Source organism: Aliivibrio sp. EL58 (genome assembly GCF_900312675.1).
Taxonomy (GTDB): domain Bacteria; phylum Pseudomonadota; class Gammaproteobacteria; order Enterobacterales; family Vibrionaceae; genus Aliivibrio.
In genome coordinates, this window is record NZ_OMPC01000009.1 from 692,246 (window position 1) to 714,159 (window position 21,914).

Annotated in this window: 20 protein-coding genes; 7 read left to right on the forward strand and 13 right to left on the reverse strand. The window is 38.0% G+C overall.

What is annotated here, in order from left to right:
- Positions 1-36: 36 nt before the first annotated feature.
- Positions 37-561, forward strand: a complete 525-nt coding sequence (locus ED622_RS14045; protein WP_122035054.1) for a hypothetical protein — start codon at positions 37-39, stop codon at positions 559-561.
- 87 nt (positions 562-648) lie between these two features.
- Here the strand turns inward: ED622_RS14045 and ED622_RS14050 are convergent, their stop codons facing one another.
- Positions 649-1,134, reverse strand: coding sequence for a DUF1456 family protein (locus ED622_RS14050; RefSeq protein WP_122035056.1), 486 nt, complete (start codon positions 1,132-1,134; stop codon positions 649-651).
- Between the two features lie 141 nt (positions 1,135-1,275).
- Positions 1,276-2,151, reverse strand: coding sequence for a protease HtpX (gene htpX, locus ED622_RS14055; protein WP_122035058.1), 876 nt, complete (start codon positions 2,149-2,151; stop codon positions 1,276-1,278).
- Positions 2,152-2,456: 305 nt separating this feature from the next.
- On the opposite strand from htpX, the gene ED622_RS14060 reads away from it, so the two are divergent.
- Positions 2,457-2,618, forward strand: coding sequence for a heat-shock protein HtpX (locus ED622_RS14060; protein WP_122035060.1), 162 nt, complete (start codon positions 2,457-2,459; stop codon positions 2,616-2,618).
- 77 nt (positions 2,619-2,695) lie between these two features.
- Here ED622_RS14060 and ED622_RS14065 read toward each other — a convergent pair whose 3' ends face one another.
- Positions 2,696-3,286 (reverse strand): GPR1/FUN34/YaaH family transporter, encoded by a 591-nt coding sequence (locus ED622_RS14065; RefSeq protein ID WP_122035062.1) that lies wholly within the window; start codon positions 3,284-3,286, stop codon positions 2,696-2,698.
- A 242-nt stretch (positions 3,287-3,528) separates the two neighbouring features.
- On the opposite strand from ED622_RS14065, the gene ED622_RS14070 reads away from it, so the two are divergent.
- The 3 genes from ED622_RS14070 to ED622_RS14080 all read left to right on the forward strand — a co-directional run bounded on the left by ED622_RS14070 (position 3,529) and on the right by ED622_RS14080 (position 7,544).
- Positions 3,529-5,211: a sensor histidine kinase gene (locus ED622_RS14070; RefSeq protein WP_122035064.1), complete on the forward strand. Its 1,683-nt coding sequence runs from the start codon at positions 3,529-3,531 to the stop codon at positions 5,209-5,211.
- Positions 5,204-5,920 carry a two-component system response regulator BtsR gene (gene btsR / locus ED622_RS14075; protein ID WP_122035066.1) on the forward strand — a complete coding sequence of 239 codons (717 nt, stop codon included), beginning with the start codon at positions 5,204-5,206 and terminating at the stop codon, positions 5,918-5,920. The genes ED622_RS14070 and btsR overlap by 8 nt, the downstream gene beginning before the upstream one ends.
- Before the next feature lie 157 nt (positions 5,921-6,077).
- The gene (locus ED622_RS14080) at positions 6,078-7,544 is read left to right on the forward strand and encodes a carbon starvation protein A (RefSeq protein WP_122035068.1); all 1,467 of its coding nucleotides are present in this window, start codon (positions 6,078-6,080) and stop codon (positions 7,542-7,544) included.
- A gap of 131 nt (positions 7,545-7,675) precedes the next feature.
- Here ED622_RS14080 and ED622_RS14085 read toward each other — a convergent pair whose 3' ends face one another.
- The 6 genes from ED622_RS14085 to ED622_RS14110 all read right to left on the reverse strand — a co-directional run bounded on the left by ED622_RS14085 (position 7,676) and on the right by ED622_RS14110 (position 15,557).
- Entirely contained in the window at positions 7,676-10,045 is a 2,370-nt protein-coding gene (locus ED622_RS14085) for a cellulose-binding domain-containing protein (protein WP_122036119.1), read from the reverse strand.
- A gap of 390 nt (positions 10,046-10,435) precedes the next feature.
- Positions 10,436-10,882, reverse strand: a complete 447-nt coding sequence (locus ED622_RS14090; RefSeq protein WP_122035070.1) for an exoribonuclease R — start codon at positions 10,880-10,882, stop codon at positions 10,436-10,438.
- Positions 10,883-10,891: 9 nt separating this feature from the next.
- Complete coding sequence (locus tag ED622_RS14095) at positions 10,892-12,196, reverse strand: DEAD/DEAH box helicase (protein ID WP_122035073.1); 1,305 nt, start codon at positions 12,194-12,196, stop codon at positions 10,892-10,894.
- 173 nt (positions 12,197-12,369) lie between these two features.
- On the reverse strand, positions 12,370-13,659 hold the full coding sequence (locus ED622_RS14100) for an NAD(P)/FAD-dependent oxidoreductase (protein WP_122035075.1): 1,290 nt from the start codon (positions 13,657-13,659) through the stop codon (positions 12,370-12,372).
- A gap of 381 nt (positions 13,660-14,040) precedes the next feature.
- Entirely contained in the window at positions 14,041-14,592 is a 552-nt protein-coding gene (ycfP, locus tag ED622_RS14105; protein ID WP_122035077.1) for an alpha/beta hydrolase YcfP, read from the reverse strand.
- Positions 14,593-14,720: 128 nt separating this feature from the next.
- Positions 14,721-15,557, reverse strand: coding sequence for a phosphotransferase (locus ED622_RS14110; RefSeq protein WP_122035079.1), 837 nt, complete (start codon positions 15,555-15,557; stop codon positions 14,721-14,723).
- Positions 15,558-15,998: 441 nt separating this feature from the next.
- On the opposite strand from ED622_RS14110, the gene ED622_RS14115 reads away from it, so the two are divergent.
- Positions 15,999-16,742, forward strand: coding sequence for a class I SAM-dependent methyltransferase (locus tag ED622_RS14115; protein ID WP_122035081.1), 744 nt, complete (start codon positions 15,999-16,001; stop codon positions 16,740-16,742).
- A gap of 126 nt (positions 16,743-16,868) precedes the next feature.
- On the opposite strand, the gene ED622_RS14120 is transcribed toward ED622_RS14115, so the two are convergent.
- A complete protein-coding gene (locus ED622_RS14120) occupies positions 16,869-17,207 on the reverse strand; it encodes a YggL family protein (protein ID WP_045101861.1) in 339 nt (112 codons plus the stop codon).
- A gap of 436 nt (positions 17,208-17,643) precedes the next feature.
- Between ED622_RS14120 and ED622_RS14125 the strand changes: the two genes are divergently transcribed.
- Positions 17,644-19,404, forward strand: a complete 1,761-nt coding sequence (locus tag ED622_RS14125) for a methyl-accepting chemotaxis protein (RefSeq protein ID WP_305764685.1) — start codon at positions 17,644-17,646, stop codon at positions 19,402-19,404.
- Positions 19,405-19,476: 72 nt separating this feature from the next.
- Here the strand turns inward: ED622_RS14125 and lpoB are convergent, their stop codons facing one another.
- Genes lpoB through ED622_RS14140 form a run of 3 tightly spaced genes read right to left on the reverse strand, consistent with a single transcriptional unit; the run spans position 19,477 to position 21,900 of the window.
- Positions 19,477-20,067: a penicillin-binding protein activator LpoB gene (gene lpoB / locus ED622_RS14130; protein WP_122035085.1), complete on the reverse strand. Its 591-nt coding sequence runs from the start codon at positions 20,065-20,067 to the stop codon at positions 19,477-19,479.
- A 46-nt stretch (positions 20,068-20,113) separates the two neighbouring features.
- On the reverse strand, positions 20,114-20,503 hold the full coding sequence (locus ED622_RS14135) for a YcfL family protein (protein WP_122035087.1): 390 nt from the start codon (positions 20,501-20,503) through the stop codon (positions 20,114-20,116).
- Entirely contained in the window at positions 20,503-21,900 is a 1,398-nt protein-coding gene (locus ED622_RS14140; RefSeq protein WP_122035089.1) for a COG3014 family protein, read from the reverse strand. Before ED622_RS14140 ends, ED622_RS14135 begins: the two co-directional genes overlap by 1 nt.
- Between the last annotated feature and the right edge of the window lie 14 nt (positions 21,901-21,914).

A 21,914-nucleotide genomic window follows, 5' to 3' on the forward strand; every position in this document is an offset into this window, starting at 1 on the left:
TATAATGCATCTACATTTTTTTCACATTTTTGAGTTATGAAGTCTTACTTTTTATCTTTGTTATTTTTTATTTCATTACTTCCTGTTGAGATCAGCGCGGAAGAGGAACCTAGTGAATTATCCCTTTACTCTGTAAACACAGGGTCATTCCTCTATCATTTAGTTCCCTACGATCCAGACTCTCATCAATACTTTGGTAATCAATATTTTTCTGTTGAGCGAAAGTTTTCGGAAGATTCTGATTACAGCTTCATGCTAGGAACCTTTTTAAATAGCCAAGCCAATCGCTGTATGCTTATTGGTGTTCGAAAAGACTGGTATCGCGTGAATAGCAAACTTGTGATTAAAGGGATGTATTCATACGCAGGTGAATTCTTTGTCGATGCCTTTGAAGATTGTGGTGACGGCGGGATATATAAAACCTCAAAAGAGAAGTTCGGTGTTGCTTTTGCCCCTTATATCTATCATGCGGCACAATACAATTTCACCGATTATTTTGGCGTAGAAGCCGGGTTTATTCTACCCGGCATTATCGTTATGAGTATGCAATGGAGTTTCTAACTTCATAAAAATACTAGCTAAGAAATACAAAAAAACCACGACTCATTAAATGATAATCGTGGTTTTTTATTATGGTAAAGAAAAAGCTTATTCGCTTTCTAGTTCAGGTTCTGCTTCACCACGTAGATCTTGTTGAACGCCTTGTAAAAAGTTACGTAGAACTTGGTCTTTACAAATACGGTAGTGTTTATGATCTGGCTTGCGGAAGAAAGCGCTTAATTCGTGCTTACTCAGACGGAAGTTAACTAACTTCATAAGATCTAAAACATCATCTGCTTTTAAGTTTAAAGCAATTTGTAGTTTTTTAAGAATGATGTTGTTCGTTAGTTTTTCTTCAGGCTTTGGTTGCTCGCCTTCACGCTTACCACGACGATCATTGATTAAACCATTTAGAAACGTTGCTAATTGAACATCTTGACAACTTTTATAGTCTTTATCGTCATCCGCTTTTAACCAGTTACATACTTCTTCACGAGTTACTTTAAGATCAGCGGCACCAAACAGTGCGATCATTTTTGTATCGTCAAAATCAAAAGTATAGCGAATGCGTCGTAGAACGTCGTTATTAGTCAAGGTAGATCCTAAATGTCTTAATTTAAATTAGAGGCAGACTATAACTCTTAATGCGCATAGGTAAAAGATTTATGTGATCTCAAGACAGAAAAAACCCGAGATTTACCTCGGGCTTATTAAATATCTTATGATCTTACTAAATTACATTTGGCGTAATGCATTAATACGTTTATCTAATGGCGGGTGGCTCATTAGTAATTCCATTAATGTGTGCTTACCGTTAATGCCGAAAGCCATCATAGAACCTTCTAGTTGAGACTCCTGTCCCGTACGTAAGCGCTCTAATGCCGCGATCATTTTCTCTTTACCAACCAACTGTGCAGCACCTGCATCAGCATGGAATTCGCGATGACGACTAAACCACATCGTCAAGAAGCTTGCTAAGAAACCAAACGCAATTTCAAGAATAGTAGAAACGATGAAATACGTCATAAAACTACCACCTTCGCCCTCACCTTCTTCATCGTTTGACGTAAAACCACTAACAGCATTTGCAATCATACGTGATAAGAAAATAACGAAGGTATTCACGACACCTTGCATTAACGTCATTGTTATCATATCGCCATTTGCAATGTGACTCACTTCATGAGCAAGAACCGCTTCAGCTTCATCACGAGTCATGCTGTGAAGTAAGCCTGTTGATACTGCAACCAATGAATCATCACGCTTAGCACCAGTAGCAAAAGCATTCATATCAGGCGAGTCGTAAATTGCAACCGTTGGCATACCAATACCAACTTGCTGCGCTTGACGAGCTACCGTCTGCATTAACCAATGTTCAGTTTCATTACGAGGTTGTTCAATAACCTCACCACCTACTGAACGTAATGCCATTGATTTTGACATCATTAGAGAAACTAACGAACCACCAAAACCGAACAATACAGCCATAACAAGTAAACCAGAAAGGCTACCTTGTTGAATCCCCGTAACCGCATAAACAATATTCAGAACAATACTGAATACAATCATCACAGCTAAGTTTGTTGCTAAAAACAGCGCAATACGCTTCATTTATCTTTCTCTCCAGTTAATAATTAATTCAACTCATTTATTTTTTTATTTTGAGTTGGAACCAAACGCATCTAGCACGCTTAATAGGTATACCCATAAGATAGTGCCATTTCCTATAAACACAAGGGCTTGACGCACTTTGATACACTTTCTTATCTCCTATTTACCTTTATTCACTACTTTTTAAACAACTAAAGCCTGAATGGTAAATTAAGAGGGTTAGACTTAAGTCGTATTGCACGCTTTTTTATTTAGGTTTAACTTGTCCTTAATGAATCAAAATAAATAATGCTCAAGGACCGAACATGACAGAGAAAGAAACTTACCTAATGGCGATTGACATGCTTTGCTGCCATCTGGGGTTATCAAAAGAAGAAGCCCAAAAGCAATTGGGAATTGAAGATCAAACGAATATCGAAAGTCAGATTGCTGATACTCAAGAAGCATTGATGGGTTTATATCGCTAATTGAAATATAGCACATACAAAAAAGGCAGCTTACTAACTAATAGTAAGCTGCCTTTTGCTATTTTATGAATAGAAACTTATGCAGTAACTGCAGCTGTTTCTTTTGTTTTCATTTCACCAACAGGTAATACAGTACGACCGTATTCACCATTAATTACTTGAGCCATAGAGAAGTACATAGCACTTAAACCACAGAATAGACCAACATAACCAGCCATGTGGCCAATTAATACGCTACCAGTGAAGTCGCGAGCTGAAAGCAATGCGAACAAGATAGTTAAGCTACCGAATACAACTTGCTTAGCACGTGGGTAGTTGAATGTACCCAAGAATAAGAAGAATGTTAATACACCCCACATTGCAAGGTACCAACCCATGAATGCTGCTGACGTTGCTTGGCCTAGCCCCATTTCTGGCATAAGAATTAAGCCAACAAGAGATAACCAGAAGAAACCGTAAGAAGTAAATGCTGTAGTACCAAATGTATTACCCTTTTTATACTCCATGATGCCTGCGATTACTTGTGCAAGACCACCGTAAAAAATACCCATTGATAAGATCGCAGTATTTAAAGGAAAGAAACCAGCATTATGCAGGTTTAATAACACAGTTGTCATACCAAAAGCCATTAAGCCTAATGGTGCTGGATTTGCAAGTTTGTTCGACATTTCGATGCCTCAAAAAAAGGTGTAATAGTTAAAAAAATGTTTAGGAAGCGCATTCTATTTACGAGCAGCAAAGATCACAAGTATCATTTATGAAATCTTACATTTCATTTATTGCATTCTTAAATTTAAGTCGCTAGCATCATTTTTTATAACTCATTACATCCAGTTTCCCCCTCTTCTATTTAGACAGTATTCCTAATTACGATTACACTAGAGATCTTGCATATTAGTTGAGAATCTTCATGGAATTGGTGTTTTCCCTGCTACAACAATTGAGTGTTTATCTTGTTCTTGCTTATTTATTAAGTAAGACCCCTCTATTTCTTCCTATTACGACTATTTCAGGACGTTGGAGCCACCGTTTTCTTTGCTACATCATCTTTTCTGGCTTCTGTATTTTAGGTACTTATTTTGGCCTTGCTATTCAAGATGCGATTGCTAATACAAGAGCAATTGGTGCAGTAATGGGAGGAGTGCTAGGTGGCCCTTTAGTTGGTTTCTTTGTTGGCCTAACGGGAGGCTTACATCGATACTCTATGGGAGGATTCACCGATCTAGCCTGTGCTATATCAACGACAGCTGAGGGGCTTCTTGGTGGATTGTTTCATTTATACTTTGTTCGTAAAAATCAAATAGATCAATTATTTAAACCAAGAACGGTTTTAATGATTGCCTTTATTGCAGAGCTATTACAAATGACCATCATTCTAATAGTAGCCAAACCATTTGATCAAGCTTATGCACTTGTCTCCTCTATCATTTTACCTATGGTTGTCGCCAATTCAGTTGGGGCCGCCATGTTCATGAGTATTATCCAAGATAGAAAAACGATTTATGAAAAGTACTCCGCAGCATTCTCTAATAAAGCCCTTAATATTGCTCAACGTTCTGTCGGTATATTAAGCCAAGGTTTCAACCAAGAAAACAGTGAGCAAATAGCCAAAATCATCTATGAAGAGACGGGGGTTGGCGCGGTATCTATTACCGATAAAGAGAAAATATTAGCTTTTATTGGTATTGGAGATGACCACCACTTACCTGGCACTCCTATCGCTTCTGATTACACTCGAAAAGCCATAAAGCAAAGTAAAGTGATGTACATCGATGGGGATGAATACCCTTATCAATGCTCTATTGATGACAAATGTAAACTCGGATCAGCACTGGTTATTCCTCTTATTGGGGTGAATAATGAGGTTATTGGTACTATTAAACTGTATGAGCCAAAACTGAAACTATTTTCTTATATCAACCTAACATTAGGCGAAGGCATTGCTAAATTGCTCTCTAACCAAATTCTAGCTGGGCGATATTTACAACAACAAACGCTATTAACCCAAGCCGAATTGCGTTTATTACAAGCTCAAGTCAATCCTCATTTCTTATTCAATGCATTAAATACCATTAGTGCCGTAATTCGACGAGATCCCAATCGGGCCCGTGAATTAATTCAGCATTTATCACAATTTTTCCGTCGAAATTTAAAGCAGAACTTTGAGCAAGTTACCTTAAAAGAAGAACTGCATCACGTACAATCTTATCTAGAAATTGAACTGGCTCGCTTTGCAGATAGACTAACCGTCACTATCGATGTGGATGAAAGCTTATACTCATTAAAACTTCCTACATTCACTCTTCAACCTTTAGTCGAGAATGCGATCAAACATGGAACGTCTAATATGTTTGAAGAAGGAGAGATAAAAATCAACGCTTATCTATCCCACCATCAAGTCATTCTTGAGGTTATAGATAATGCAGGACTATACGTAGAACAAACCAGCAGCGATGGCTTAGGCACAACCATTGTTGATAAACGCTTAAAAAATCAATTTGGTGATGCGTTTGGATTAACGCTATCTTGTATTGAAAACAAACAAACCAAAGCCACTATTCACTTACCATTAGAGACGATAAATCATGCTTAAAGCCATTGTGATTGACGACGAACTGTTTGCTCGTGAAGAGTTAATTGAACAATTAAATGAAATTGGTCACATTGATGTTATTGCCGAGTGTGGTAACGCAATTGATGGATTAAAGCAGATAAATCAACTAAAGCCTGATGTGGTCTTTCTTGATATCCAAATGCCAAAGATCACAGGGATGGACTTAATTAGCATGCTTGATCCTGAAACCATGCCAAATGTGGTTTTTGTTACCGCTTATGATGAGTTTGCTGTAAAAGCCTTTGAAGATAATGCCTTTGATTATCTACTCAAACCAATCGAGCCTTGCCGCCTTGAAAAAACAGTAAAACGCTTATTAGCTGCAGAAACCAAACAAGATTTATCCCCTATCGCGCAGACCGAGATCGCTCTAATCCCCTGCTCTGGACACAATAGGATCCTTCTTTTGCCAGCACAAGAACTTGAGGTTGCAAGTATTCAAGCTTCAGGGGTTCAACTGCTAACAAAAACAGAAACCGCTTGTACACAATTAACATTAAAAGTGCTTGAAGAGAAAACCCCACTCATTCGCTGCCATCGCCAATTTTTAATTAACCCCCATTTCATTCGAGAGATTAAATTACATGATAATGGTACAAGTGAGATCCTCACTCAAAGTGGTCATATAGCTCAAGTCAGCCGACGTTACCTAAAAGAAATCAAAGAGCGATTAGGAATTCAGCATTAATAAAAATGGTTTAAAACCACTCAAGATTAAATAACACCACTTAACCCCTCCTCATAACCACTCACCTTTTTTGGGCGTGAACTCTTTACGTCCATCAGTATGATAGCCAGCATATTAATTTATCTATTTAACCAGTAATTCAAACAAGGAATAAATTATGGTTTGGTTTCTAACCTGCGTTGCAGCACTTATCGGTGGTTACTTCATCTACGGTGCGTTTATTGAAAAAATCTTTGGTATTAAAGAAGACAGAAAAACCCCCGCTCATACAAAAACAGATGGCGTAGACTTTGTTCCAATGTCGACACCAAAAGTATACCTAGTTCAACTTCTTAATATTGCAGGCGTCGGTCCAATTTTTGGCCCAATCATGGGTGCCCTTTACGGCCCTGCAGCTATGTTATGGATTGTACTAGGCTGTATTTTTGCAGGTGCAGTACACGATTACTTCTCCGGTATGCTGTCTATTCGTAATGGTGGTGCGTCAGTCCCTACTATTACTGGTAAATACCTAGGTAATGGCGCAAAACACTTTATGAATGTGTTCGCGATTGTTCTTTTACTTCTTGTTGGTGTGGTATTCGTTTCTGCTCCTGCAAGCATGCTAACTAACCTAATGAATGATCAATTTGATTTGGGCATCACAATGACGGCGATGGTTGTTATCATTTTTGGATATTACATCTTAGCGACCATTGTACCAGTTGATAAAATTATCGGACGCTTCTATCCGCTATTTGGTGCTCTATTAATCTTCATGTCTGTTGGCTTAATTTCTGCAATCGCACTATCAAGTGATCATTCTGTGCTTGGTGGCTATGAGCCAAGTGAGATGTTTACCAACATGAACCCGAACGACTTACCATTATGGCCTGCACTATTTATCACTATCGCTTGTGGTGCTATCTCTGGTTTCCACGCAACGCAATCTCCGCTAATGGCGCGTTGTATGGAAAATGAAAAGAATGGTCGTTTTGTATTCTACGGCGCAATGATTGGTGAAGGTATTATCGCTCTGATCTGGTGTGCTATCGCTCTGTCTTTCTTTGATGGTATGGAAGCACTTCAAGCAGCGGTTGCAAACGGTGGTCCTGGTAACGTAGTTTACGCATCATCATTCGGTCTTCTAGGTACATTTGGTGGCATCCTAGCGTTCTTAGGTGTAGTTATTCTACCAATTACCTCTGGTGATACTGCATTCCGTTCAAGCCGTTTAATCCTTGCTGAATATTTCAACATGGAACAGAAAACACTGCGTAATCGACTACTTATGGCGCTTCCACTGTTCGTTCTTGGTGGTATCTTAACTCAAGTAGATTTCGGCATTATCTGGCGCTACTTCGGTTTTGCTAACCAAACAACGGCTGTAATGATGCTATGGACCGCTTCTGCTTACCTACTTCGTCACAACAAGTTACATTGGGTTGCGACGGTACCAGCCGTATTCATGACAAGCGTATGTATCACATTCATCTTAAATAACAGTCAACTTGGCTTTGGCTTACCGATGACGCTATCTACCATTACGGGCGTTGTTTCAGCATGTGTAATTGCAGGTCTAGTGATTGTAAAATCAAAAGGCAAAGGCGAGATTGATTCGGAAGAAGAGAGTCTTCAATCTTAATTGTCCGGTTCAATAAAAAATCCCCATTAATCATTATTAATGGGGATTTTCATATATTAGTACTACCCTTTTAATTTCTTAAGCGTTCGGCATCAGCTCAAAAAACAATTATATTAAACAGGATTGACTGTTTATTGTGGGTTAAGACCTAATTTTTGTAATACTAATTTGAAGTTATCTTGACGCTCTTTAATGTTATGAACATCGCCTGTTGAACACGTTGTATCAGGACAACCACGGTTTACAATACCAGAAACATCATCAATAAATTGAGTTCCTTTCAAGCCACTATCTACGTACTTTTTAAGCTCGTTATAATAGTTCCAGTCACCATATTGACCACCTTCATCATTGTATGCCTGTACTGATGTTACCCAGTAGAACAAGCCTGCGATCCACTTAATTTCTTTGTTCTCTTCAGAGCTACAGATCAAACCTGGATTTGAACAAAAATCAAGCTCTGCATAAAGTGGATTTGCTGGTGGCGCTTCAACCATTACACCATCAATCGTTGTACCAATTGTTTCGGGATCAACATGTGAGCGTCCCAAGTAGTGGTTAAGTGTACCGAAGTTTTGACGACCCGTAGTTTGGATAACACCACGTCCCCACCAACCGCAACCTTCCACACTCTCTTGGCTACTACCATCCCAAATGAACGTACCAGCTTTTTGACCAACGTAAATTTTACATTCATCACGCTCCCATACTTGTTTAGAAGTATCTACTTTTTCTGGCACTACATTACAGTGGCCGTTATTTGTCCAACGACCAGCATGTCCATTTACCAATAAACCACGCTCTTCAAGTACAGCATCTGGAGCAGCAAAGACTGGAGCAGGAGCGCCATACCATTTAGCATGCGTCAAGGCAGTGACTTCCATCTTATTGTCACGAGGACAAGAGTAGGCATAATCTAAACCTGACACTGGGTTCACACCGTAATCTGCATACTTCTGACCAAGTTGACCGCAGCTAGCTGTCATCGGGTAATCGGTTGGTGCACCATACTTCACTTCAGACCAGTTATTTTCATCACACGCATTGTAGCGAATGGTTTCTTGCATACTTTGTGCTAAGAAAGCTGCAATCGCAATTTTGGCATATTTGATGTTTGTTTCGTCATCAACTTCATCATTCATTAACCAGAACTTGTTACCTGCAACACCAATGTTGTGCATTGCATTCAAACCATCTAGAAAATCATTCCACTTATACACGGTTGATGGAACCCACTGTGATTGTGGTGTTTCATATAAAAACGCTTCATTGTCCATCGCATTTTCAGCAGCAGCTAACTGTTGGTTTAGTGCTTCGATACGAGTTAATGATCCTTTCTCTAGCTCTTCGCCTACGTAGTACAATGGAACTTTCGCACTTTGATAATGCTCAATCTTAGTTGCCAAATCTTGGCTATCTTGATCAAACGTTAGAGCAAATACATTACTAAATGCGGCTTTACGTAGTTGAGGTTTATTATCAGAATTCCCCATAAAGTAGTCTACTGCTTGGTTTGTCGGCATATTAGCCAACATCACAGGACTCTTAACGTAATCAGATACTTGCTTCACGTACTCTAACGCGTTATGCCATTGCTCACTTGTCAGTGCTGCTGTTGTACTTGATTTAGTAAACGCAATAAAATCAGCTTTGTTTACAGATCCTAGTTCGTATAAATCTAGCGTAGCGAGTAGATCAGCACTGAATACTGACGCTTTATCCCACACTGATTGACGACCAGAATGTGTATCGTATACAAAATCACCAATACTCAGTGACCAACCAAAACTTATTGTAGGAGCCAAAGTGCTAAGAATTAGGTTATGCGCTTGAGCCCAACCTTTTAGATCATCAGATAGTTCATTGATAGCTGTAATATCAATGCTACTGTTCGTGATGTCAATTGCGTTAATCAGTGCTTGTTTTACTGCTATAGCACCGAAAGATTCGCCTTTATCTCGGGTTGCAAGATCCAACACATCTGAATTAATAATGACCGATGTACTGCCAGCAGTCTCAGCTTGCTCGATAATAGACACAAACGCACGCGTAAGCTGTTCCACGTCAGCTAACACATCGCTATTATTAGTCTGAATAATTAGTGTCGCAGGTGCTAATGTAGATGGGCTAGCTACCACAAATGTATTTGGCCAACCAGCAACTTCTAAACGAATAGGATCCAGAGGATTTGGTAAAGAAAGGACTGGCGCAGTACCAGGTTCTGAACCATCACAATTTAAGTGGAGAGCCCATGAACTATCACTTCCAGGAATACTTTGTGTCCAGTAAACTGCCGAATAAGCGATATTTTTATGCACCATAATGTCACCATTTGTTGCATGATCGCCACGTGTCCAATCTGGATACACATTGAAACTTTCACATAGCCCACCAGAAATAAAAGGAACAACATTAGTTGTTTGGATTTCATCCGATGCATATACATAGCCACTAAGCATAGAACTCAATATTGCTAGAGTTATTTTATTTATTTTTTTCATAATTTTTATTTCTTCCATGTTTACATATTTCAACAAATCAAATATCTGATTCTCATTGATTATTAACCATTGCACTCCGTGCAATTTTCTTCGAATCATTATTTACGTATGTAACATGGTAAATAAAACACCACAATATCCCTTTGATTTAACTGATGAAATATGGTTGGCACATCAAAGAAAAAATAGGTAATAAGAGTATGGATAGTTTATAAATGTGAAATGACTCTAAATACGTATTTCAGTCATTTTTTGTTCTAATATCACTATATATTTCGAGATATAAATACATATGCAGTGAATCGGGAAGAGTATCCGCTTTTTTATTTAGATATAAAAAAAGGCTGAACGATTTCGCGTTCAACCTTCCGTTTAGTGCTATTAAATCACTTATTTTTTCGCAGCAATCGCCGCATAGTCACTTAATAATTTAGACAGTACTGGCAACCAATTTAACGCATCTGTCGGCGGTTTCGCTAAAATCTTCTCAACCAATTCACAGTGCTCTTCTAACGATACCGCTTCTTCTAAATTAAATAACATTGCATAAGCATGCCATAAAACAAGACGCATCATACGTAAGCTATTTTGTTGTGAGTTTTCAGACTCTGAAAATGCATGAGTCACTTCACCAAGAGCGACAGCAGCAAGACGAAGCATGGCATCTAATTGAGCCGTTTGCATACGATCTGGATCTGCAGTTTCTTCTTGTTCAAACGTAAAGATCTCTTTTATTGTCTCTTCAGGCACCATACGACTAATCACACGATGACTGAACTCTTCAAGATCATGACGCGGCATTGTTACTAAACAAGAGAAAGTATAATCACGTTCCATTTTACTCTCCTACTTTTTAAGCTTAGTAATACCAGCTTTCTTTTGAATTACATTTTTCAAACGCATACGACGTTCTGCAGAAGCCTGATCTTGATTCACATTAGTCGCGTTATTTGTACGACCTTTACGATCTCTAAATCCTGCTTTAGTATTCACTTTTTCAATGTAAGCATCACGGCTCTTAGGCTCGTAACCTGCTTGAACTACACGGTGAATACGTTGCTGAATTAGTGTTTCAACTTGAACAACCGTCAGTTCTTCTTCACGGCTAACAAATGAAACCGCATGACCTTTTTTACCAGCACGACCAGTACGACCAATACGGTGAACATAATCTTCAGCCAAGAAAGGCATATCGTAGTTAATTACGTGTGGTAAGTCAGCAATATCAAGACCACGAGCAGCAACATCTGTTGCAACCATTACGCGAGCTTTGCCTTCTTTAAACTCTTCTAATGCACGGCGACGAGCACTTTGCGCTTTATCACCATGACAAATAACCGCTTTAATGCCATCAAGCTTAAGCTCTTTAACGATGTTATTTGCTGTCTCTTTGTAGTTTACAAATACCAGAACTTGCTGCCAGTTTTTACGGCCAATCAATTCTGATAATAATTCAGTTTTACGCTCTTCATCGACAGGATAAACAACGTGAGCAATAGTCGATGCCGTCATGTTTTCACGATCAACAGAAACACGTTTTGGACGACGTAGAATATCGCTTGCTAACTTGTTCATCTGCGCTGAAGATGTCGCAGAGAACAGCATGATTTGTGGTGCAGAGTTCACTTCCATCATGATATTACGGATAGCGTTAACAAAGCCCATATCTAACATACGGTCAGCTTCATCAAAAACTAAAAATTCAAGATTAGCGATAGAGACATTACCCTCTTCGATGTGCTCTTGAAGACGACCTGGAGTCGCAACCAAGATATCAACACCCGGATCTAATGCTCTCTCTTGAGAAGACATTTTTTTACCACCAAATACCGCCGTTACTGATAACGATGTGTATTTTGTGTAATCAGCGATATTACCTGCGATCTGCTCTGCAAGCTCACGAGTTGGCGCTAAGATTAATGCACGCGCCGAGCGACGAGTCGCTAGTTTTTTAGAATCAAGCAATTGCTGAATAACAGGCAGTGCAAATGCAGCCGTTTTACCAGTACCGGTTTGAGCATTCGCAAGAATATCATGACCTTTACGTGCCAAAGGAATGGCTTTTTGCTGGATTGGGGTTAATTTCTGATAACCACATTCAGTTAATGCTTTTACGACTTCAGGCGAAAAACCTTGAGATGAAAATGACATAAAGTGGATTCCTTAAGCGAACAGTCTATGTATTCAATGATCTATAATTTAGCCGCGCATTATAGATGATTTACGGTGAGTTAGCGCACATTTTTTGTTATTCCATCATAAAAAAAGGCAGAAATACCAAAGTATCTCTGCCTTTTCACTCATTTATTTTTAAAACGTCGTTATTAGTGAAGTTTTAAGTTTGGGCGCAGTACTCGGTTAATACGGCCAACCAACATAATTAAGGTTGTTTTAAACACACCATGCAATGCAATCTGGTGCATACGATACAGTGAAATGTATACAACGCGTGCAATACGACCTTCAACCATCATAGAGCCTTTAGTTAAATTCCCCATTAAGCTACCAACCGTTGAGAAGTTACTTAGTGAAACTAAAGAACCATGATCTTTATATACGTATGGTTTCATGTCACGGTCTGTCATTTTAGCAACAATGTTTTTAAACGCATGACTTGCCATTTGGTGAGCAGCTTGAGCACGAGGAGGAACAAAACCACCATCTGCTTTTTCACATGATGCTAAATCACCAATAACGAAAATATCGTCATCACGCGTCGTTTGTAGCGTTGGTTTAACAACAAGCTGATTAATACGGTTAGTTTCTAAACCTGCAATGTCTTTCATGAAATCTGGAGCCTTGATGCCCGCAGCCCAAACCATGATCTGAGCAGGAATAAGCTCACCATCTTTGGTATGCAAACCTTCAGAATCTGCCTTTGTTACCATTGTTGTCGTTCTTACATTTACACCCAGTTTAGTTAACTCACTGTGTGCTGCAGCAGAAATACGTGGTGGTAATGCAGGAAGAATACGCTCACCCGCTTCCACTAGGTTTACGTTTAGTTTTGCAGAATCTAAGTCACCGAAACCATATAAACGCAGTTCTTTAACCGCATTATGAAGCTCAGCAGAAAGCTCAACACCTGTTGCACCAGCACCAACAATCGCAATGTCGACTGTTTTTTGTGTTGGGTGCATGTGAAGTTTTAAGAACTGGTTATTCATTTCAGTACGGAAACGGTGAGCTTGCTCAGGACTGTCTAGGAAGATACAGTTATCTCGAACCCCAGGCGTATTGAAATCATTAGATATAGAACCAATCGCAAGAATCAAATAGTCGTATTCAATTTCTCTTGTCGGAATAAGTACTTCATCGTGCTCGTCTTTAATTTCAGCCAGTGTGATGAATTTACGTTCGCGATTGATATCGCATAAGCTACCCATTTGAAAATCAAAAGAATGATTTTTTGCATGAGCACGGTAACTGATTGCATCAACACCTTCATCTAAAGAGCCAGTTGCTACTTCATGAAGCAATGGTTTCCATAAATGGCTTGCTTTACGATCAACCAAAGTAACTTCTGCACGACCTTTACGACCTAATGTACGACCAAATTTAGTAGCAAGCTCTAGACCACCAGCTCCACCACCAACAATAACAATCTTAGTCATTGCAATCTTCCTCTAAAAAATAAAAACGGTATTAACCTGAGTAACTCAGATTAAAAAATTTGTGCTCTCTTTGTTTTGCTAACTAAGCAGTTCAAACATCAGAGTCTTGAGGAAACAGCGTTCACGTTACGCTAACTTGAGCAATTTATGCTTCTTTATTTTATTTTTTGCATTATATATCCGTATTTCGGATGTTATCAAGCATATATAGATGTTATATAGAAGATTTCTTTTGAGGTGTAAAATAAATGATGAAATTGTGTTTTTTTTGTAACGAAAAGTGATTTCTTTGGTTTAGATCAAAAAAACCTCACGATAATGTAAGGTTTTTATTATGTTGCCAGTCGTTCTTATACCCAAATAGAATTTACAAAGCAGGCATTAAATTAAGGTTTCGGCCTCTTTAAATGCCTTCATTGCTTGAAGATGCTGAGAAATTTTCTTGAACTTATGAGTTTCATTTTCATCCCAAATAACTTGGTAATAAGGTTCAAGTTCTGCGGCCGCCTCTGCATTATCACGTATTTCATCACTTTTAGATAAAATACATAAACAATGTTCTTTATTCTTTTGACGGAATTTTTCTACACACTTAGTCGCAATGTCTGCATACTCTTCAGGACGATCAATACGACCTTCCATATTCACTTCTGGGTGTAAGTTAGGATTAAAGATAACCTGACGGATACCACATAAAAAACCAATACGTTCAGCCCAAAAACCACCAAGGCCAACACCACAAATAATTGGGCTTGGATCGCCAGCTTGTTCAATAACCTTATGTACTTCTTTTAATAAGTACTGCATGTCATGTTTAGGATGCAGAGTACTGTAGTTAATAAAGCGCACGTCTTCATCAATAAACTGAAGCTGCATAATCTTTTCATGATTACCAGGGCTTGTTGAGTCGAAGCCGTGAAGATAAATAATCATGTATACCCCCTGTTTCCTGAATAAGAATTTTCCATATAGTAAATTTAATCTACCATGAAAAATAAGGTTTTAAAGCCCTTAACTTGAGCAATAATGAGAACAGTGATCTACCCTAGATAATTGCCGATTTATTTCTTAATTAATGGTAATAATTTCTTGAGCTTGCTCATTTCTCGCTCAGCCAGATCTTGATAGCAATCGTCTTTGAGTAATTGGTGACCTAACGAAAACCATAACGCCCCCATAAAACAGACCCAAGGCGTCCATGTATTTACCGCCTGCTTCCATTTCTTTTCATCAAAGTCTTGTAGCTGGCAATAACGGTGAATAACTTCATCAACATCAAATTGATTCGCGATGATCATCGTTGCTAGATCTTGACTCGGATCCCCGATAGAAGCATATTCCCAATCAATTAAGCCATACCCTTGCTCTTTGACAATAATATTATAAGCACCAATGTCGAAGTGACATAAGCAAGGAGCAAACAATGGCTGTTCATCTTCTTGAGAAAAATAATCAACATAAGCATGCATTTCATTTGTTTGGTTTTCTGGTTCTAATGATGACCAATAACTCAAAATACGTGATTTTAAGCTCATCACATCATTTTTAAGTTCATCATTAAACCCATCCAAAGCAAGTTGGTGAACTGATACCAATAGTTCAACTGCAACGTCTTTGGCTTTATTAAGTTCAATGACTTCTCCCTTGAACCACTCAACCAACAAACCCTCGCCATTTGAATCGTAAACCTTAGGTGCAAAAGGCACTGCGTCTAATGCTGTTAATATATCTCGCTCTTTATCTCTATCCGCACCAAGTAATGTCGCTTGTTCAGAAACAGGGCGCCAAACAAAAGTCCCCTCTTTCGCTTTGACTTTTAAACAGGCATTAGTTAATCCACCAGACAGCAATGACACTTTCGTTGTTTGTAAACCAAAGTCATCAAAATTAATATCCATATCTACTCCATAAGTCTCGTAATAACATAAGCTTATAAAAGTTTATCACAATTAAGCAATAGCTTTTATTTTGTCTCTAATTTGCAGTGAAAATTGATTTCAAAATCTTAATAGTTTTCGCTATTCAAACGTAAAGAATTGAATTATTATCCGCGCCCTACGCGTCTCTTTAAGGCTAATAATACAGCGCCTTATCAGACGTACTTCTTATACCAATCACAGTAAGTAAGTGATCAGAAATAACGCAGGAAAAATGCTTGAGAACAAGGCGACATTTTTCGATAAGTAGTTATTCTACAATCAAAAATTTCAACGTAGTTATCGAGCATTTTAACCAGTTATGATGAACAGTTATTTACTACGATTGGTATTACATACCTTTCCAAATAAGCGGTTAATCAAACACTTAAAGTAGACTGGTGTTATTTTGGATAGACTATAATGTCCTCTAACGCTTTATATACTGATTTATCTGGCTATTACGATTTAATGTGTGCGGATATCGATTATCAAGAGCAAAGTAATTTTGTTCGCCGTATACATCAAATCTTTGGTAATCAAGGAAGAGATTATCTCGATTTAGCGTGTGGTACAGGCCCTCACGTTAAACACTTTATTAATTATGGATATCAAGCAAAAGGGTTAGACATAAACCAACCTATGCTTGATATTGCAAAACAGCGTAATCCTGAAGCTGAGTTTATTTTGCATGACATGAGTAACTTCAAGGTTGAAGAACCTCTGGATTTAATCACCTGTTTTCTTTACTCGATTCACTACAATGCGAATATTGAAAAGCTGTCAGAATGCATTGCCAGTGTTCATGCAGCATTAAAGCCAGAAGGCGTGCTGTGTTTTAACTCTGTAGCAAGAAACAAGATCGACAATCGATCATTTGTAAAACATCCAGCAGAGCATGAAGGCAGCCAGTTTTCCTTCCAATCAGGTTGGAACTATTGCGGTGAAGGTGAACAACAACACTTATTGCTTAAAATAGAAAAGACAACGGATGGTGTAACAGAAGTTTGGGATGACAAGCACCCAATGGTTGCGGTTGATTTTGAGCAACTAAAAACACTGTTAGAACCTTACTTTGAGGTTCACATGTTTGAACATGATTATGAAAAAATCACACCATTAAATGATGATTCAGGCAATGCTATCGTTGTTTGTGTGAAGAAATAAATTTACTGCTAATATCATTAATTAAATGATCTATTTAGACATAATACGTATAGCTAAAACAAAAAATCCGCCAAACAAGGCGGATTTTTATTTAATTAGTAATCAGAATAAAACTATTTCTGAATATTACAGGTAGTTAGCATCAACTAGTTCACTGATCTCTACTTTTTTCACTTCAGGACGGCTGTCTAACCAGTTAGCCACTAGAAGCTGCTCTTCTGCTGTTGCTGAACGGTAACGCTCAGTTGAACAGATAAAGCCTTCAAATAGCTCTAGGCCACCACCACCAAAACATAGCTCAATGCTGTTGATGTAATCAATGAAGTCATCTACGAATACATCATATTGGTCAAAGTCTTTAAATTCAGTAGTACAGCTTACTTCAAAACCAAGAATCGCAAACTCACCTAAGTATAATTTTTTACGAATACGACGATTTTTACTTTCTAACTTATTCAGTTTCATAGCATTTCTCTCTTTGATTTATCTAGCACTACTTATACTCCTTTCCATCAGGTTTCCCAAGCTTTGATTGAAAATAATCGTTCAACACCGCAAAGAAAATCTTGTATAGGAAGTAACAGATTCAATGACCACTCCCTAAAGAATGAAAATAAAAACCTTTACTAAACAATAAATTGAATATGAATAATGATAAAAAACAGAAGATAAACACGAGTTGATTTATATTATTTATAAAAAAAAATAAAACCTATTAAATAGAAGAAGATTTCATTTTCAAACCTGAAAATAGCAGTGTAAGGTGTGCGGCCTCAAACTATTATAAACCTTCAAAATGATTAAAAAAATAACCTTAATTTTCTGCTCAATTATACTAATAATCCTTACTTTAACTATTATTGCATCGGAGAAATTTTTAACGTCATATAAAGAAAGTAATATGACCCATGCAAGTAAGATTGCGCTCAATGTGACACAAGCTAATTATAATACAGCAATAAATGGAATATATGGCTCTATAAAGTCATTGTCTGCCGCCTTAGAATTAGACCCAAATCAACCTTTCGATGAAGAGCTGATATTAAATAATATAAAAAATATCGTAAAATCAAACAATGCATACGGCAATACCATCATAGCAAACCTAAATGGCGATGTTTTCTCTGTTAGTGCAAATGGCTGGAATCCAAATTTTAATGCCATAAAGGGCAATAGAGAATGGTTCAACACCATTATTAATGATAAAAAAGAAGTAAACATATCAGCACCTTACCGATCAAACAGCAATTCCTATGAGATCACAGCCAGTGCCCCGCTTCTATTTAACAACCAAGTCGTTGGCGTAATAGCTGTTGGCGTTAACTTAAATACCTTAATACCTGACAACGGCATAGAATTCGCGTTAACGACTGAAGATGGATATATCGTTGCGGCTGATAGGAAATCAACTAATTGGGTAAATAAAAACTTATTTGACATTCGACCGTCATATAAAGAAGTGACAGACAGTCCAATGTTTATTGATACTGGCGATGGGGACTATTTTAGTTTAGTAAGAGTACCATTCTCTCACGGGATTATCGGTTACATATTTACTAACCAAACGATTACCTTTCAAAATGCTCAAAATATTCAAGCTACTTTAATTAGCGTGCTTATTGCTCTTGGCTTAATTCTGACTCTTGCTCAATTTATTATTGTTCGTAGAGAGCTTTCACATATCCCAAGTGTTGTAAAAAACATTCAATTGATGGCTGGTGGAGATTTTACCAATCTATCAATACCTAAAACAGGGAACGAAATAGATTTAATCACTGAATCGTTAGAAAGCTTACAATCACGTATTTCTGATGTTATGGCAAAAACCAATATAATCATGTACAAATTATCTGAACATCAGGAACAAATCTCAGAGGTTACTAATAACAATGTGATGCGTTCTGAATCAGAACTTCAGCATATTGACCATATCGCAGCAGCAATAACTGAGATGGCAACAACCGCAAACGATATTGCAGCGAATGCGCTATCTGCAGAGGGAGAAACTAGCTCTACCTTAATTCTCTCTTCTAATAGTTTAAAAACACTACAAGAGTCATCATCTATCGTTGAACGTGTTTCATCTTCTGTTAAGGAGTCTTCTTGTATTATTGAAGAATTAAAAATCTTATCAGACAACATCAGTTCTGTGGTTGATGTTATTGGAAACATTTCAGACCAAACTAATCTGCTCGCTTTAAATGCCGCAATTGAAGCAGCTCGAGCAGGAGAGCAAGGCCGAGGATTTGCCGTTGTTGCTGATGAAGTTAGGGCTCTGGCAGTTAAAACTCAAGACTCGACTGCAAATATTCAGACCATTATTTCAACCCTACAAATTGAAGCAACAAAAGCTGTTGATTCAATGGAAAACAACTTACACCTGACTGATGATTTAGCAAAAATATCAAGTAAGATTGAAAACGCATTTAATCATATTTCAGAGAAAGTAACGTTACTGGTTGATATTAATTCATCCGTTGCAACAGCATCTGAAGAGCAATCAATTGTGAACCAAAATATTGCCCATAATGTTGAAGATATTAAAAATATGGTTGTTGATAATTTATCAGGTGTAACTCAAGCAATTGATGCGAACACAGAAATGGTTGCATTAGTTGAAGAGTTAAAAACAGAAGTCGGCTTCTTCAAAGTGTCTCATTAATAGTACTAAATATAAAAAAGCCAGAGCAGTTTCCCGCTCTGGCTTTCATCTCATCAAATTAGAGTTTAGTAATTACCAACCTAATAAGCTTTTCTCTTGCTGCTTACGGATCTCAGTTTCATCAGCCCATTCGATAAGGCCTGTTTCTAAATCCATTAAACGCATTGTCATTTTGTAGTAAACGTCTTTGTCGCTACCTGCATTTTTCACGATGCTAGAAAGGTTGCCATAAAGCATGTATTGAGCGCCGACCATTTTACCAAATTGAATTGCTGTGTTTTGGTTTACTAGCTCATCATTATTTTGGAAGTTAAGTTGTGAACGTACCGCTTCTACACGATCCATATCTACAAAACGGAACTTACCAGAATTAAGCAGTTTAGTACTGATTGAATCCGTTACTGATTCAGTATCAATGTGCTCGCTTGTTTTGTTCTTGATGCTCTCAACAAAAACGATTGGACGATTACCTTGAGTAATTTGAGCAACAGCGCCAGAAGACAACATACTTTCTGTCATCTCACCCGCAATCTTTTGTAGATCCGTTGAGCCAAAATCTACTGTTGTTGTTTCAACCGCTTGAGCATCACCGTAACTTACTTTATTAGAACAACCACCGAGTAATACAGCCAAGCCTAATAATGCAACAACACTTTTTTTCATTTTATTTACCTCTTGTAAGTGGTTTCTATTTTAAATGAATAGAATTCTATTCTAATGTACGAATTTGAACACGAAATTGAGTCGCTTCAGGTTTTATTGCCACACCTTGAATGCTCATCGTATCTAAACCACGAACAATAAAAGTACGCCAAGGTGAATCAGAACCATTCACTTCTAGCCCTTGAGCATCATACCAATAAAAACGGTATTGAAGTTGTTGGTCCCCTGAGAATTTACTTGTAACTGACACAATACCTCGAACCAAACCGTTATTGTCTTGAGTGCTAATCTGCTCTACCGATAAACGATGTCCAAGAACATTATCACCAAAAAGAACTTTTTGAGTACTGCTATCCACGCTAATGCCAGCCGTTTGACTTGAGCTACATGCTGCTAGTGCCAATGGTAACAACAATACGATAAGCCATTTTTTCATTATATTTCTCCTAATTGTTTATGCCACCATGTGACAGCGTTTCCTTGCCTTGAAACCCAAACTACAACGGTATGTCCTTCTTTTACTGTAAAGTCTAGCTCATTCCCTAGGTATTGAATTTTATTTTCACCCGCATCAACATTCAAACTGGTTACGCTAATTAGTGATGGCAATGTTTGCCAGCTACGAGTATCAGGCTGCTCTGTGAGTGAGTTAAAAATAGTTAATAGTGCATTCGCTAACTCTTCTTCTTTGGTATTTCTTGATGTTTTTCGCAATTCATCTTTTGCTACGACTCGCAGCGCTTGGCGAATAACCATGGCAGGCATTCGTTCATTAAGATCATTACGCGCCATCAATGTAACGTCAGATAAACGATCAGATGTGACACTTTGCTCGTTCACTTTAAGTGGTGAGAAGGCTTCAAGCTTCACTTGCTTATAGTAAGGTAACGATAAATTATACTGAACAAAATTACCTTGGCTGTCCCACATTGGTAAACGTAATCGCCAATCAGATAACTGAGGTACTATTCCTTGCTCATCAATGATGATCACACGGCTATCAGAGCGATTAGGAGCTTGATACGCCCCATACTGTTTCTCTAACATCTTAATGTCATTACGCATGCCAAGTCGGCGAGCGAGACGTTGTACAGATTCAATCACTGTTTTATTGTTCGGAGCAACCGCAAGTGCTCGCTTATAATCAATATAAGCATCACTATAATTTCGATTCGTTTCAAACAACAAGCCAGAATAGTAGAAAAGGTAGCCATTCTGAACAGCAGCCAGCTTATTACCAACATCAGGATAGTTAGCTAAGATTGCGCCGACATTAGCATCGACCCCTTCCTTTTTAGCGTCTTTTTCTGCTGAGCGTAACTCTTTTTCTCTGTCTCGCTTCGCTTGTTCTTGAATATAGTTTGCTTTTCTAACTTCAATCAACGCGCCTTCTAAATCATTATTTTTTAAATAATTCAATGAAAGATAAAGGTGCAAATAACCCAACTCATAATCTGCAGGTTTATAATCGATCAAGTTATCGTTAGTCACTAATGAACCGGCTTGGTTCGCAGAATCTGATACAGAGATGACAGCTTGGTCACTTTGCACTCTTACTGCTTGTTCTGCCCCTTCAAAATCCGCTTTACTTTCTGCATATTGTTCACTCAATAAAGCAATACGACCACGCTCTAAATTATCTAAAATTGGCCCACCCGCTTCAGGGGCTTCTTCGCTATAGGCAATCTTAGCCTCACCATTTTTAACTAATTGGTATGTTTCGTCAGTTTGAGCAGAGTAATGACTGAATAGATTTCCAACAGACAGGTTGGCACACCCCGAAAGCATTAGGGTAAAAGAGAGAATGATGGATTTTTTAAATAATGATGTCATTTAAATAAATTAGC